12 protein-coding genes and 1 tRNA gene are annotated in these 14,690 nt (G+C 69.3%); 7 read left to right on the forward strand and 6 right to left on the reverse strand.

Annotated features, from left to right (window positions below; genetic code table 11):
* Window positions 1–111: 111 nt before the first annotated feature.
* The 3 genes from WFM69_RS09200 to WFM69_RS09210 form a co-directional block, all read right to left on the reverse strand.
* Window positions 112–1,473, reverse strand: a complete 1,362-nt coding sequence (locus WFM69_RS09200) for an HNH endonuclease signature motif containing protein (RefSeq protein ID WP_337003855.1) — start codon at window positions 1,471–1,473, stop codon at window positions 112–114.
* 113 nt (window positions 1,474–1,586) lie between these two features.
* A complete protein-coding gene (locus WFM69_RS09205) occupies window positions 1,587–2,489 on the reverse strand; it encodes a spermidine synthase (RefSeq protein WP_337003857.1) in 903 nt (300 codons plus the stop codon).
* A 106-nt stretch (window positions 2,490–2,595) separates the two neighbouring features.
* Window positions 2,596–4,419 carry a DUF5979 domain-containing protein gene (locus WFM69_RS09210; protein ID WP_337003859.1) on the reverse strand — a complete coding sequence of 608 codons (1,824 nt, stop codon included), beginning with the start codon at window positions 4,417–4,419 and terminating at the stop codon, window positions 2,596–2,598.
* Window positions 4,420–4,761: 342 nt separating this feature from the next.
* On the opposite strand from WFM69_RS09210, the gene WFM69_RS09215 reads away from it, so the two are divergent.
* The 5 genes from WFM69_RS09215 to WFM69_RS09235 all read left to right on the forward strand — a co-directional run bounded on the left by WFM69_RS09215 (window position 4,762) and on the right by WFM69_RS09235 (window position 11,130).
* Window positions 4,762–6,585 (forward strand): ABC-F family ATP-binding cassette domain-containing protein, encoded by a 1,824-nt coding sequence (locus WFM69_RS09215; RefSeq protein WP_337003861.1) that lies wholly within the window; start codon window positions 4,762–4,764, stop codon window positions 6,583–6,585.
* Window positions 6,586–6,625: 40 nt separating this feature from the next.
* Window positions 6,626–8,389 carry a Na+/H+ antiporter gene (locus tag WFM69_RS09220; RefSeq protein WP_337003864.1) on the forward strand — a complete coding sequence of 588 codons (1,764 nt, stop codon included), beginning with the start codon at window positions 6,626–6,628 and terminating at the stop codon, window positions 8,387–8,389.
* 102 nt (window positions 8,390–8,491) lie between these two features.
* The gene (locus WFM69_RS09225) at window positions 8,492–9,403 is read left to right on the forward strand and encodes a MetQ/NlpA family ABC transporter substrate-binding protein (protein WP_337003866.1); all 912 of its coding nucleotides are present in this window, start codon (window positions 8,492–8,494) and stop codon (window positions 9,401–9,403) included.
* 24 nt (window positions 9,404–9,427) lie between these two features.
* Window positions 9,428–10,471 carry a methionine ABC transporter ATP-binding protein gene (locus WFM69_RS09230; protein ID WP_337003868.1) on the forward strand — a complete coding sequence of 348 codons (1,044 nt, stop codon included), beginning with the start codon at window positions 9,428–9,430 and terminating at the stop codon, window positions 10,469–10,471.
* Window positions 10,471–11,130, forward strand: coding sequence for a methionine ABC transporter permease (locus tag WFM69_RS09235; protein ID WP_337003870.1), 660 nt, complete (start codon window positions 10,471–10,473; stop codon window positions 11,128–11,130). Before WFM69_RS09230 ends, WFM69_RS09235 begins: the two co-directional genes overlap by 1 nt.
* Window position 11,131: 1 nt before the next feature.
* On the opposite strand, the gene WFM69_RS09240 is transcribed toward WFM69_RS09235, so the two are convergent.
* The 3 genes from WFM69_RS09240 to WFM69_RS09250 are packed head-to-tail and all read right to left on the reverse strand — an operon-like array spanning window position 11,132 to window position 13,074.
* A complete protein-coding gene (locus tag WFM69_RS09240; RefSeq protein WP_337003872.1) occupies window positions 11,132–12,055 on the reverse strand; it encodes a pseudouridine synthase in 924 nt (307 codons plus the stop codon).
* Window positions 12,056–12,074: 19 nt separating this feature from the next.
* Complete coding sequence (locus tag WFM69_RS09245) at window positions 12,075–12,569, reverse strand: MarR family winged helix-turn-helix transcriptional regulator (RefSeq protein WP_337003874.1); 495 nt, start codon at window positions 12,567–12,569, stop codon at window positions 12,075–12,077.
* Window positions 12,570–12,576: 7 nt separating this feature from the next.
* The gene (locus WFM69_RS09250) at window positions 12,577–13,074 is read right to left on the reverse strand and encodes a GNAT family N-acetyltransferase (RefSeq protein ID WP_337003876.1); all 498 of its coding nucleotides are present in this window, start codon (window positions 13,072–13,074) and stop codon (window positions 12,577–12,579) included.
* A gap of 112 nt (window positions 13,075–13,186) precedes the next feature.
* On the opposite strand from WFM69_RS09250, the gene WFM69_RS09255 reads away from it, so the two are divergent.
* A tRNA-Gln gene (locus WFM69_RS09255) sits at window positions 13,187–13,258 on the forward strand.
* Between the two features lies 1 nt (window position 13,259).
* A complete protein-coding gene (glmU, locus tag WFM69_RS09260; protein ID WP_337003878.1) occupies window positions 13,260–14,690 on the forward strand; it encodes a bifunctional UDP-N-acetylglucosamine diphosphorylase/glucosamine-1-phosphate N-acetyltransferase GlmU in 1,431 nt (476 codons plus the stop codon).

A 14,690-nucleotide genomic window follows, 5' to 3' on the forward strand; every position in this document is an offset into this window, starting at 1 on the left:
CGGGCCGTCCGGACCTTCGGGTTCGGGCGGCCCGTGCTTGTTTCTGGCCGTATGTGTTCCCGGTGCGTGCCTGTTTCTGGTGCTGTTCCCCGTATCGGGCACGCGTCTTCCTCAGAAAGGCGCGAGTCCTACGTCGGCGTCTGCTCCGGCGCTTGTGAACACGACCGAGTTCTGGGGCGGCGGTCGGTCGATGTAGGTGCGTCCGGTCGGGCTCGTCCACTCCAGCACGCCACCCGATCGCTGTGCGACCTGCCATGGCGAGTGGTGTTTGAGCATGTGATGTCGTCGGCAGAACGCGGCGAGATTCACGTCGGACGTCGCGCCGCCGGCCGACGCCGCATGAGTGTGGTCGAGGTCGCATTTCCGCGCCGCGATGCCGCACCCGGGGAACCGACACCGCTGATCCCGCGCACGGAGGTGCCGTCGCAGCTGCTCGCTCGGACGGTAGCGGTCGACGGCGAGCAGAGCGCCCGAGATCGGATGCGTGAGCACGCGATCCCATCCGGAAGCGAGGCCGGCGAGCGTGCGCGCGGTCGCGTGATCGATCGGGGCCGTGCCGTCGAGTTCGGCCGGCGAGCTCGAGTGGTCGGCCTCGCCGGTGCCCATCAACGTCAGCACGGGAACCGTGATCTCCACCCGCGCGCGGATCTCGCCCAGCAGTCCGTCCGCCGTGTCATGTCCCGTGGGGGTGCCCGTGAGCACAAGGTCGGCCAGCAGATCCGCTCGCAGCTGGTCGATGGTGCGGGTATCGACAGTGCGGTCATCCGCGGTGCGGGCATCGGAAGGCTCGCCGTTCGTCGACCGAGCATCCTTCGCCACCCGCGCGTGCTCTTCCTTCAGCGCGTGTGCCATCTGCGACAACCGGTCGAACACCCCGTGCACGAGCGTGGCGGGTCCGTTCATGCCGAGTTCAGCCATCCCGTCGTCGAGGTCCTTCACCCACACGCGCCGCAGCTCACGCGCATCGCGATGCCGCTCGACGATGCTGCGCTCCTGGAATCGTTCGGCGAGCCGTCGCACGAGCCGTCGCAGCCGGTTCGGCGACTCGGCCTCGGCCAGCGCCACCGCCTCCGCAGCGAAGGCCGCCCGGTCGGAAGCATCGTCAAGGTGCGCACCCGCGTCGACGATCGCCCGCGAGTGTGCCGCGGTGATGCGCCCCTCGCCCTGCGCTGCCCAGACCGCAGGGAACCGCTCCACGAGCCAGGACGCCTCGGCCATGCGTCGTTCGATCGTGCGGTCGCTGAGATGCTGCGCGGCGCCGATCTCGGCGGCCACCGTGCGGATCGCCATGTCGCCGTGATCGGGGTGCGCAGCCTCACGGGCGATGTCGATCGCCAGCCGTCCCGCGAGCGCGAGCATGCCGTCTCGGGCAGCCTGCATGCGGTTCAGCGTCGTCTCGGCCGCCTCGATCGATGCGACCAGGTCGGCGAGCATCGCCATCTGGGAGTCGGTCGCGTCGAGCAGTGCTGTCATGACGTCAGTCCATCACCGACCACCGACATTCGAACAAATGTTCACCAGGATTCTGGCATCCGATCCGCGCTGTCGCGCCCGACCGTCACGCGGCTGCGGCGAAGCGCGGAGACCTAGTCCCAGACCGGATCGTCGGGGTCAGGGGAGTCCGTGCCGTCGGCGTCGGTCATGATGCGCGCGTCACCGATCCACGACGTCAGGGCACCGCCGTGGAGGAGGTGCGGGCGCGGTACGCCGAGCATCTCGGGGTTCGTCACGATGGCCAGCGGCGCATCGCTGGCGAAGACGACCACGTTGCCGAGCGGTCCTTCGTCGTCGTGCGGTTCGGCATCGAGCACGACGGCAATGTGCGCGAACACGCGGCGCAGGGTCGCAGCCTGCCGACGTGAGTACTCGAACGGGTGCCCGTCGAGCAGGTTCACCGCCACCACACCGTCCGCGGACGAGCGGGCGGCCACGCGGCGGTAGAACTCCAGGCTGGCCACACGGTGCCGGATGACCGCAGCATCCCAGAGGTCGACGACGGTGAAGTCCGCGTCCACCCACTCGGCGTCGACCGCGGAGTTGCCGGTCGCGACGTCGGCGAGGGCGGGGGACGATGGTGCGGACGATCGCGCCTCGTCCGGAAGCTCCGCGTCGGCGACCGCGCGCGCGTCGCCGAAGATGACGCGCAGATCGGTGCCGGGGGCGAGTGGCAGTGCGTCGATCATCGCCGCATAGAGGTCCGGCTCGAACTCGACCGCGAGCTGCGGGGATCCAGGACGTGTGGCTTCCACATAGCGCGCGAGTGTGAGTGCCCCGGCACCCAGATGCACGGTGAACAGGGGCGTGCCGGGTGCGGCTGCCGCATCCATGGCTCGGGCGATGTGCTGGATGTAGGCGTACTCGAGTGCGGTGGGCTCGATCATCGAGACGACGGACTGCGGGATTCCATCGACGCTGAGCTCGTAGCGACCGGGTCGCCGCTTGGACTTCATCAGCTTCGCCGTCCGATCGCCCAGCGAGATCGAGAACACTCGTCGATTCTTTAGCACCCGTCGATCCTAGGTCGCGTGATGTTCGGTACAGATGCACGGAGGGGCGACGCTCGCGCGCCGCCCCTCCGTGGAACCGCCGTCCGTCCTATGCCGCGTCGGACGTCCGACGCGTGCGGATCAGGAGTGTCGTGGCTCCGGCCAGCAGTAGCAGTCCGCCGAGGACGATGCCGGCGAGGCCGAGTTCGCCGCCCGTGATCGCGAGGGTGCCGGTGGTGGTGCCCGGTGTGCGGGGCGTGGCCGGCACGACCGGGGTGACCGGGTTCTTCAGGGCGACCGCGACCGTGGTCGCGTCGCCGATCGTGAGGGTCGCGCCCGTCGTGGTCGCGGTGACGCCGGTGCCACTGAATTCCGGGGTGCCGTAGCTCAGGCCGGTCTGGCTCGCAGGGGTGGCCTCGGAGAGCGTGACGATCGTGCCGGCCGGGAGCCCGTCGAGTCCGTCGGTCTGGCCCGCTCCGATGTCGAAGGAGCCCGTGACCGGGGTCCCCGCGGCGGTGTAGGAGTAGTCGATCGTGTAGGTGGTGCCGGCCGGAACCAATGCCGCACCCGTTCCGGTCAACGACTTCGTGACGGTGAATCCGCCGACCTGCTGGGCGACCGGGTTCTCCAGCGACACGGCGACCGTGGTGCCGTTGCCGATCGTCACGGTGGCGCCGGTCGCCGTGGTCGTCACGCCTTCACCGCTGAACACCGGTGTGCCGTAGGTGAGCCCGTCCTGGGCGGCCGGGGCGGCCTCGGACAGCGAGACGACCGTGCCCGTGGGGAGGTTCGACAGTCCATCGGTCTGTCCGGCGCCGATCGCGAACGAGCCCGAGACCGGGGTGCCCGCGGCGGTGTAGGAGTAGTCGACCGTGTAGGTCGTGCCGGCGTCGACCAGGGCTGCGCCCGTGCCGCTCAGCGACTTCGTGACGCTGAGGCCACCGGTCTTGAGATCGCCGCCGCCGTCGCCGCCTGCCGCGACGTAGCGCACGCGGAACGACGACGCGTCCTTGCCTGCGACCTGCACCTTGTTCCCGAAGCGGGTGCCATCCACGGCACCCGCGGGGATCTTCGTCTTGTAGGTGAACTCGTACAGGCGCGTCCCGTCGGTCACCGGGCCGTGGAAGACCACCTGGAAGGAGTTCGTCTCCGGCGAGTTCACGAAGCTGTACGTGTTCGCTGCCGTGCCCTGGGCGAGCACGTTGTACTGGAAGGTCGGCCACGCCGAGGTCGGCGACCAGGCCGCCTGGAACGTGGAGGGATCGAACTGCAATCCGGCGTCGTAGATGTCGGTGAAGACGACGTCCTGACCGTTGACGGGCATGAGTGCGCTCGCCGGCACGTACACACGCCAGCTGATCGTCTGCCCGTCGGAGTCGAACCAGCCCGACTTGTCGACACCGGTCGGGAAGGGGTACTCGATTCCCGGTCCGATCGGACCGCCGGGGATGTCGGCACTGATCTGCACCTGGTTGCCCGTCTCGAAGATCAGCGAGCCGGTGTCGGTGACCTCGCTCGCCTTCGCGTGGAACCACAGGTTCCCGTGCACGTTCTGGTGGGTGTCGACGTAGTCGTTCAGCGTGCACAGGAACGAGCTCGCCCCGACATCGCAGCTGCCGACGACGGCTCCGGTGTCGTCCTTCAGGTCGAAGTGCGACGCGTAGGCCTCCACCGGGCTGGGGAAGCTGAGCGAGAAGGTGTCGCCCGCGGTCGCCCCGGTCGGGGCTGCCCAGGTTGCGGTGACGTCGAACGTCGAGTCGACGTGGAGCGAGTCCATCGAGGAGACAATCTGGACGCCGGTGACGGCGTCGAGTTCGGCGGCGCTCGCGGCCATCGGCACGACCACCGCTGCGCCGAGTCCTGCGGTCAGTGCGACGACGCCCGCGAGGAGCGCGCGCAGACCGCGTCGTGATCGTTGGGAGGTGTTCTTCATGGATGCTGCCGGCTTTCTGAGAGTGGGTCAGGAGTCGCCCTCGGTGCAGCGGTCCGCCTCCGGTGGACGGAGGAGACCGCTCTCGCACCGGTGCGGAGCATCCGCGGTCGGATCGCGGATGGGTGCGGCGTCCTCCTCGCCGTGGCCGAGGTGCGTCGCTTCATCGATGGTCGCGCGACCGAGGGCGCCGTAGCGGGTAGCGTGTTACGACGACGTGGTGTGAATGATCTATGTCAGAACCGTCGGGGCGGAGTACGTAGTGATCCCCGCGGCGTACGTAGTGCTCGCGCACAGGTGCCGAGGTCGCCGGGGCGGGCATGCCGCGACTACCCTGGACAGGACATGGCACATCTTCTCGGGGCCGAAGGCCTCCACCTCGAATACCCGACCAGGGTCGTCTTCGACTCCGTGACCCTCGGCATCGAGGAGGGGGATCGGATCGGCATCGTCGGCCGCAACGGCGACGGCAAGTCCAGCCTCCTCGGGATGCTGGCGGGCATCAAGCAGCCGAGCTCGGGGCGCGTCACCGTGCGCGGCGGCACCCGGATCGGCGTGCTCGATCAGGCGGACACCCTCCCGGACGACCTCACGATCAGCGCCGCGGTCGTCGGCGACACCCCGGAGTACGAGTGGGCGGGCGATGCCCGCATCCGCGACGTGATCGACGGACTGCTCGCCGACCTGCCCTGGGATGCGGAGATCGGCTCGCTCAGCGGTGGCCAGCGCCGGCGGGTCTCGCTCGCGAAGCTCCTCACAGGCGACTGGGATGTCATCGCCCTCGACGAGCCCACCAACCACCTCGACGTCGAGGCCATCACCTGGCTCGCCGGCCACCTGAAGAAGCGCTGGTCGGCGAACTCCGGCGCGCTCCTGGTCGTCACCCACGACCGCTGGTTCCTCGACGAGGTCTGCACCGAGACCTGGGAGGTGCACGACCGCATCGTCGAGCCCTTCGAGGGCGGGTACGCGGCGTACATCCTGCAGCGCGTCGAGCGCGACCGGATGGCGGCGACGATCGAGGCGAAGCGGCAGAACCTCGCCAAGAAGGAGCTCGCCTGGCTCCGCCGCGGTGCCCCCGCGCGCACCAGCAAGCCGAAGTTCCGCATCGAGGCCGCCAACGAGCTCATCGCCGACGTCCCCGAGATCCGCGACAAGGTCTCCCTGCAGTCGCTTGCCGTCTCGCGCCTCGGCAAGGACGTGGTCGATCTGCTCGACGTCGGCGTGACGTATCCCACGGCCGACGGCGGCGAGAAGGTCGTGCTGCGCGACATCGAGTGGCGCATCGCGCCGGGGGAGCGCACCGGCATCCTCGGTGTGAACGGCGCGGGCAAGTCGACCCTGCTCGGACTCATCTCGGGCACGGTCGAACCGACCTCGGGTCGCGTCAAGCGCGGCACGACCGTCAAGGTGCAGACGCTCACCCAGCGTCTCGACGAGCTCACGCAGCACTGGAACGACCCGGTGCGCGTGATCATCTCGGGTCTGCGCACCTCATACACGATGGGGGCGGGCTCCAAGGCGCAGGACCTCACTCCGGGCCAGCTCCTCGAACGACTCGGTTTCGACTCCGCGCAGCTCTCCACTCCGGTCAAGGACCTCTCGGGTGGTCAGCAGCGTCGACTGCAGCTGCTGCTCGTGCTGCTCGACCAGCCGAACGTGCTGATCCTCGACGAGCCCACCAACGACCTCGACACCGACATGCTCGCCGCGATCGAGGATCTGCTCGACTCCTGGTCGGGCACGCTGCTGGTGGTCAGCCACGACCGGTACTTCCTGGAGCGCGTGACGGATCAGCAGTACGCGATCCTCGACGGCCACCTGCGGCACCTGCCCGGCGGGGTCGACGAGTATCTGCGCCTGCGCACCCTGCAGGCGGCCTCCGGGGCGAAGCAGTCCGCCACGGCTGCGGCGACCACGACCGCCGCGACGACGGCGAAGGGCCTCGACGGGGCGGCGCTGCGCACCGCCCAGAAGGAGGTGTCGGCCCTCGAACGGCGCATCCAGAAGCTCACGCAGCAGGTGGATGCCGCGAAGACCGCGATGGCCGACCACGACCAGTCCGACTACGCAGGTCTCGGTGAGCGCATGAAGAAGATCAGCGACCAGCAGGCCGAGATCGAGGAGCTGGAGCTGCGCTGGTTCGAACTGACCGAGGAGATCGGCTGACCGAGGAATATCCTTCTCTCAACGCTGTTGGGAGGTAGAGATGGAAGGCCTCGAAGTAACCGTCCTGCTGGGACTCACGATCCTCGTCGGAACCCTGATAGCCCCGCGCCTGCGCCTCGCGCTGCCGCTCGTCCTCGTCGTGTTCGGGCTGCTGCTCGGATTCGTGCCGCCGCTGCGCGAGGTGCAACTGCCGCCCGAGACCGTGCTGCTGCTGTTCCTGCCGGTGATGCTGTTCTGGGAGAGTCTGACGACCTCGCTGCGCTCGATCCGCCGCGACTTCCGGTACATCCTGCCCATGAGCACGGTGCTCGTGGTCGCGTCCGCTTTCGCGGTCGCCGGGATCGGTGTGCTGTTCGGGATGCCGTGGGAGATCGCGCTCATCCTGGGTGCCGCGGTCGCCCCGCCCGATGCCACGGCCGTCGCCGCCCTGGGGCGCCTGCTGCCGCGTCGCATGTTCATGAAGCTGAAAGCCGAGAGTCTCACGAACGACGGCACCGCGCTGGTGCTGTACGCGATCGCGGTGTCGCTCGCCCTCGGCGGTCAGATCACGCCCCTGTCGGTCACGCTCGATGTGCTCGTCTCCTACGTCGGCGGCATCGCGGCCGGTGTCATGATCGCCGGGCTGGGATACCTGCTGCTGCGTCGCACGTCGTCGACCATCGTGATCAACGTCGCCCTGCTGCTGATCCCGTTCACGGCGTTCCTCGCGGCCGAGATGGTGCACGCCTCGGGGGTGCTCGCGGTCGTGGTCGCCGGCCTCATCGTCGCGTACGTGTCCCCGAGGGTGACGACCGCGTCGTCGCGTCGTCAGGCCGATGCGGCGTGGCCGTTCGGGGTCTTCCTGCTCAACGGCGCCCTGTTCGTGCTGATCGGCCTCGAGGTGCAGTACGTGGTGCACGAGATCTCGGCGGCGGCGATCGGCCGGCTCGTGCTGATCACGCTCGCCGTGTGGGCGACGCTGCTGGTCGTGCGCTACCTGTTCCAGCTGCTCAACGTGCCCTTCCAGCGTCAGCAGACACCGCGTCCGGCGCCCGGCGCCCGAGCGAGAGCGCGGGCCGTGTCGACCGTCGCTGGCATGCGCGGGGCGGTGTCGCTGGCGATCGCGCTGTCTGTGCCCACCACGGTCACCGCGGGAGGGGCGATCAACGGACGCGATGAGATCGTGTTCGTCACGGCCGGCGTCATCCTGTTGAGCCTGCTCGTGCAGGGCATGCTCCTGCCCGCGATGGTGCGGTGGGCGCGGTTCCCCGTCGACCACGTCGAGGACGAGGAGTACGAGCTCGCGGAGCGCGCGATCTCCGGTGCGGCCCTGGCGGCGCTCGATGAACTGGCCGCCGAGCACGGCATCGGGCAGGAGGTCCGCGACCGCGTACGTGCCGAGGGCTATCAGATGCTGGAGTTCGCGAACGCGCGCACGCTGGCCCGCGAGCAGGCGCTCGTGGATGCCGAGGCCGAAGCGCTCGACGAGATGCTCGGAGAGCCCGACCCCTATGGTGCGAACGGCTCGGACGGCGCGGACCCCCTCGGGTCCCCGGTGCCGCCGACGCCGGCGTCGACCGAGGCCACCGACGGGACGGTCCTGCAGATCATCGCGACCTCGACCGACGTCGACCTCGCGCAGCGCTCGCCGCTGATCCGTCACGAGGAGCACTCGCGGCTCAAGCTCGCGCTGATCGACCGCAAGCGCGAGGTGCTGCTGGGCCTGCGCGGTGCGGGCACGGTGGACGACATGATCGTGCGGCGGATCTCCGCGCGGCTCGACCTGGAACAGGTGCGACTGCAGGGCATCGAGGAGTTCGACTGACCGGTCCGTCGGCCGGCTGTGACGTCGTGTGACACACGATTCCGGGTGCGCGCTCCGGGCTGCCTAACGTAGTCGAGTCCCGCCAGGAAGGAACTCCCACTCATGTCACGCCGCACCACCTCCGTTCTCACCGCGCTCGCCGCGGTTCCGCTGCTCGTCGCGCTCGCAGGCTGCGCGACGGCATCCTCCGACGCCGGATCCGGCAGCGAGGGATCGACGGGCGACGAGGTCGTCAAGATCGGCGTGGTCGGCAAGGCCGACGCCCAGTGGCCCGCGTTCGTCGATGCCGCCGCCGAGGAGGGCATCACCGTCGAACTGGTCGACTTCGGCTCCTACGAGCAGGTCAACCCGGCGCTGACGGAGGGCGAGATCGACCTGAACCAGTTCCAGCACATCATCTACCTCGCCGAGTACAACAACGCCTCCGGCTCGGACCTCACCCCGATCGGGTCGACCGCGATCTACCCGCTCGGCCTGTACTCGAAGAAGTACGACGATGTCGACAGCATCCCCGAGGGCGAGACGGTCGCCGTGCCGGATGACGCGTCCAACCAGGCGCGCGGGCTGAACGTGCTCCAGCAGGCCGGCCTCATCGAGCTCAAGAGCGGCGGCACGCCATACTCCGACCTCGCCGACGTCGACACCGAGAAGTCGAAGGTCAAGGTCACCGCGCTCGAGGCCGCCCTCATCCCGACCTCGCTGCCCGATGTGGCGGCCGCGATCATCAACAACGACTTCGTGGAGGACTCCGGTCTCACGTTCGACGACGCGATCGCGCAGGACGACCCCGAGGACCCCAGCGCCCTGCCGTACGTGAACATCTTCGCGGCTCGCGCGGAAGACGCCGACAACAAGACGTACCAGAAGCTCGTGGAGATCTTCCAGACGAACGAGGCCGTGCAGAAGGGCCTCTTGGAGTCGTCCGGTGACACCGCGGTGCCGCTGCAGACGCCGGTGAAGGACCTGGTCGCCTCGCTCGCGAAGGTCCAGAAGGACTCCGCGGCGAAGAAGTAGGCGAGGGAGAGACCGGAGCAGCACATGCCGATCGTCACCCTGACCAACGTCTCCAAGTCGTACCCGCCCCGCACAGCGGGCGAGTCCGAGATCGTCGCCGTCGACGACGTCACCCTCTCGATCGAGAAGGGTGACGTCGTCGGCATCATCGGCTACTCCGGCGCGGGCAAGTCCACGCTGGTGCGGCTGATCAACGCGCTGGAGCCCGCCACCGGCGGCACCATCACGGTCGACGGCGTCGACATCACCGCGCTCACCGAACGCGAGCTGCGCCGGGTGCGCGGCGGCATCGGGATGATCTTCCAGCAGTTCAACCTGTTCTCGTCGCGGACCGTGAAGGCCAACATCGCCTACCCCCTCACGCTTGCGGGCTGGTCGAAGGCCGACATCGAGGCGCGGGTCGCCGAGCTGCTCTCGTTCGTGGGGCTGTCCGACAAGGCGAAGGCCTACCCGGAGCAGCTCTCCGGGGGGCAGAAGCAGCGCGTCGGCATCGCCCGCGCCCTCGCCACCGGACCGGCGATCCTGCTGGCCGACGAGGCCACGAGCGCCCTCGATCCGCAGACCACACGCGAGGTGCTCGACCTCCTCGCGCGCGTGAACCGGGAGCAGGGCGTCACGATCGTCGTCATCACGCACGAGATGGATGTGATCCAGACCATCGCGACGAAGGTCGCCGTGATGGAGAACGGGCGCGTCGTCGAGCAGGGCGACGTGTTCGACGTGTTCTCGGCACCGCAGAACCCCGCATCGCAGCGCTTCGTGGGGACGGTCGTGAAGGGTGTGCCGTCGCCGGCCGAGTCGGCGGTGCTGCGCGAGCGCCACCGCGGACGTCTCGTCACGTTCTCGTTCCGCGACGGCGACTCCTCGCAGGCGCAGGTGTTCCTCGACCTCGCCACGGCCGGGCTCGACTTCGAACTCGTCTACGGCGGCATCAACGACATCCGCGGACGCGCGTTCGGGCACCTCACGCTCGCGATCCGCGGGGAGGACACCGCGATCGACGACGCCCTCGCCCGCATCGCGGAGCGCGTCGAGGTCACCGAGCTCGCCGAAGAGGAGGCGCGCTGATGGATCGTCTGAACGAACTGTGGCCCGAGCTGTGGAAGGCCGCGCTCGAGACCCTGTACATGACGACGTTCGCCCTCGTGCTCGGCGGCATCCTCGGACTCGCGATCGGTGTCATCCTCTATGTCACGCGCCCGGGCGGGCTCGCGCAGAACAAGCCCGTCGCCTTCATCGCGAATCTGGGCGTGAACTTCTTCCGCCCGATCCCGTTCGTGCTGTTCGTGGCCGTCGCACAGCCGCTCGCGCGCGTCGTGGTCGGCACGGGCATCGGCACGACGGCGGGTGCGTTCATGATCGCCCTCGCCGCCGCCTTCGCGATCGGCCGCATCGTCGAGCAGCACCTGGTGTCGGTGCCACCGGGGGTGATCGAGGCGGCCCGGTCGATGGGCGCCGGTCCCTGGCGAATCCTGTTCACGGTCGCCATCCCCGAGTCGCTCGGACCGCTCATCCTCGGCTACACGTTCATCGTCGTGGCCCTCATCGACATGACCGCGATGGCCGGTCTGATCGGCGGTGGCGGTCTCGGCGCCTTCGCGCAGATCTACGGCTTCCGGCAGTTCGAGCCCGTGGTCATGTGGGTGGCGATCGTGCTGATCGTGGTGTTCGTGCATCTCGTGCAGATGCTCGGCACGCGCCTGGCCCGCAGGATCATGCGCCGCTGACTCAGGATTCGCCGACGGGCGCTTCCTGCAGCGTGCGCCGGGTGGTGAAGACCCGGTCGGCGCCGCTCAGCGGATCGACGAAGCGGAGTTCGCGCGCGAGCAGCTGCAGCGGGCGGGTGAAGTCGTCGGGCCCGTCCGCGAGCAGCTCGGGGTAGAAGCGGTCGTTCAGGATGCCGATGCCGAGGCCGGCGAGATGCACGCGCAGCTGGTGCATCTTGCCGCTGTGCGGCCGGAGCAGGGTGTGCACGACGCGGTCGTCGCGGCCGATCAGCTCGACCAGGGTCTCCGAGTTCGGCTCCGCGGTGTCGTCGACCTGCACCCGCACCTGGGCGCGCAGCTTCACGATGTTGGTGCGGTAGACGACGGGGAATGCCGGGAGGGCGCCGTCTTCGGGCATGGCCGACACCGCCTCGTAGGTCTTCTGCACCTGCCGCTTCTCGAACATCAGCTGGTAGGCGCCGCGCGTCGCCGGGCGGGTCGAGAACATCAGCAGACCGGCGGTCGCCCGGTCGAGGCGATGGATCGGTGCGAGCTCGGGGATGTCGAGCAGGTTGCGCAACCGCACCAGCGCGGAGTTCTGCAGGAACTTGCCGCCTGGGGTGGTGGGCAGGAAGTGCGGCTTGTCGACGACGACCAGGTGATCGTCCTGGTGCAGGATCTCGATCTCGAACGGGATCCGCGTCTCGGCCGGTGGCTCGCGGTAGTACCAGACGAACTCGACGCTGCCGAGCGGAGCGTCGCGGGGGACCGCGGATCCGTCGCTCGTGACGATGTCGCCGCGGTCGAAGCGCTCGAGCAGACGTTCGGGCTCGAGGTGGAAGAAGCGCTCCACCATGAACGAGGAGACGGTCGGCCACGGCCCGGCGAGCGGCACGTGCAGTCGTGTCGCTCCCACACCGTCCCGCATCGGGAGGGGAGAGGGCATGCCCATCAGGCGAGACTCATCAGGTGTCGAAGCTCAGGCTGAGCTTGCGCAGCAGGCCCGCCAGGCGGTCGCGGTCCGAGCGGGTGAGGGCGCGCAGCAGCTCCGCCTCGACGTCGACGAGCCGCGTGATGGCGGCGTCCACGCGCATGCGGCCGTCGTCGGTGAGCGTCACCAGCACGCTGCGGCCGTCCCCGGGGTCGGCCTCGCGGCGCACGAAGCGGCGGCCGACGAGCCGGTCGATGCGGTTGGTCATGGTGCCGCTCGACACCAGCGTCTGCTGCAGCAGCTGCTTGGGGGAGAGCTGGAACGGCGACCCCGCCCGGCGCAGCGCCGACAGCACGTCCCACTCCCAGTGCTCCAGGTCGCTGCGGCGGAACACGTCACGGCGGGCGCGGTCGAGGTGCCGCGAGAGGCGGTCCATCCGCGACAGCACCTCGAGGGGGGAGAAGTCGAGGTCGGGTCGCTGCGTGTTCCACGCGCCGACGATCCGGTCGACCTCATCCACCTCGCTCATCCGCTCATTATCGCGTGCCGGAGGCCACCGCGACGGACGCCGCGGGCAGATCGAGCGTCATGAACGTGCTGTGCGGGTCCGCGGGGTAGCTGCCGAAGGGACCGCACTCGCGGAAACCCGCACCGGCGTACAGGGCGCGTGCCGGGACGAAGAACTCCGCGCTCCCGGTCTCGAGCGAGATGCGGCGCACATCGCGTGCCTGCGCATCGGCGAGGAGGAAGGTGAGCATCGCCCGTCCGAGGCCTCGTCCCCGCTGCGCCGGGTCGGTGCGCATGGACTTGAGCTCTTCGTGGCCGTCCTCGACGCCCACCAGGGCGCCGGTGGCGACAGGTCGGCCGTCGAGGTACCCCGCGAACAGGCGGATCTCGGGGGCGAGCAGGCGCTCGAAGTCCAGAGCGTGTCTGCTCTCGGCGGGCGCGGTCGGCTCCAACTCCGCGTGATGCGCGGACAGGAACGCGGCCACGGCGGGGTCGGCCGTCTCGACGCGGGTGATCAGGATGCTCATCACGCCAGCATCGCAGGGTCGTGTTTCGGACGGATGACGGACGGCGGGGTCAGCGGATCAGGGGGCGGGACATGGCAGACTTGATCACTGCGGCCCCTCGTGGGGGTCGCGGTCCGCCGTGGTGTAATGGCAGCACGACAGCCTTTGGAGCTGTGAGGTCTAGGTTCGAGTCCTGGCGGCGGAGCATGACTGGGAACAATCTCGCCATCATCGTCCTTGCCGCAGGGCAGGGAACCCGCATGAAGTCGCGGCTGCCGAAGGTGCTGCACCCCATCGGCGGTCGCCCACTGGTGGGGCACGTGCTGACCACGGCGGGGCGCCTGCACGCGGCGCACGTCGAGGTGGTCGTTCGGCACGAGCGCGACCAGGTCGTCGCCGCACTCACCGAGGACTATCCGGACGCGGTGTTCGTCGATCAGGACGACATCCCCGGAACCGGTCGTGCGGTGCAGGTGGCCGTCGACGCGCTCCCCGCCGACTTTGACGGCGACGTGCTCGTGCTCTCGGGTGACTGCCCGCTGGCCGACGTGGACACCCTCTCCGCCTTCCTCGCCGAGCATCGGGCCTCCGGTGCTCCGGCGACCCTCATGACGGCTCTCGTCGACGACCCGAACGGCTACGGGCGCGTGCTGCGCGATGCCGACGGCGGCGTCGACCGCATCGTGGAGCAGAAGGACGCCACCCCCGAGGAGGCGGCCGTCCGCGAGATCAACGCCGGGATGTACGTGTTCCGCGCCTCCACCCTGCGCGCCTACCTGCCCCGCGTCGGCGTCGACAACGCGCAGGGCGAGATGTACCTGACCGATGTCCCCGGGCTGCTCCGTCGCGACGGCGACCGGGTGGCGGCATCCATCGTCTCCGACGTCTCGGTGACCTTCGGAGTGAACGACCGCGCCCAGCTGGCGGAGGTTGGTCGACTGCTCAACCAGCGCATCGTGCGCCGGTGGCAGCTGGCGGGCGTCACGGTGATCGACCCGGCCACGACCTGGATCGACGACGATGCCGTGCTCTCGCCGGATGTGACGATCCTGCCGAACACGCAGATCCTGCGCGCCACGGTCATCGCCTCCGGCGCCCTGATCGGTCCCGACACGACACTGGTCGACTGCGAGGTGGGGGAGGACGCCGTCGTGCGTCGGACCGACGCCACACTCGCCGTGATCGGCGCGGAGGCCACCGTCGGTCCGTTCTCGTACCTGCGCGCCGGCACGGTGCTGGGGACCAAGGGAAAGATCGGCGCCTACGTCGAGACGAAGAACGCGGAGATCGGCGAGGGCAGCAAGGTCCCGCACCTGTCGTACGTCGGCGACGCCACGATCGGTCGTGGCGTGAACCTCGGTGCGAGCACCATCACCGCGAACTACGACGACGTGAACAAGCACCGCACGGAGATCGGCGACGAGGTGCACACCGGGTCGCACACGGTGCTCGTCGCGCCCGTTAGGCTGGGAGCCGGTGCGAAGACCGGTGCAGGCGCCGTCGTCCGCAAGGACGTCCCCGCCGGCGCTCTGGCCATGAGCGTCGCCCCCCAGCGCAACATCGAAGGCTGGGTCGAGAAGAACAGAGCAGGCACGGGCGCGGCGGATGCTGCGTCCCGCGAGAATTCGGCGGAATAG

The sequence above is a fragment of the Microbacterium sp. LB12 genome, from assembly GCF_037150835.1.
GTDB lineage: Bacteria > Actinomycetota > Actinomycetes > Actinomycetales > Microbacteriaceae > Microbacterium.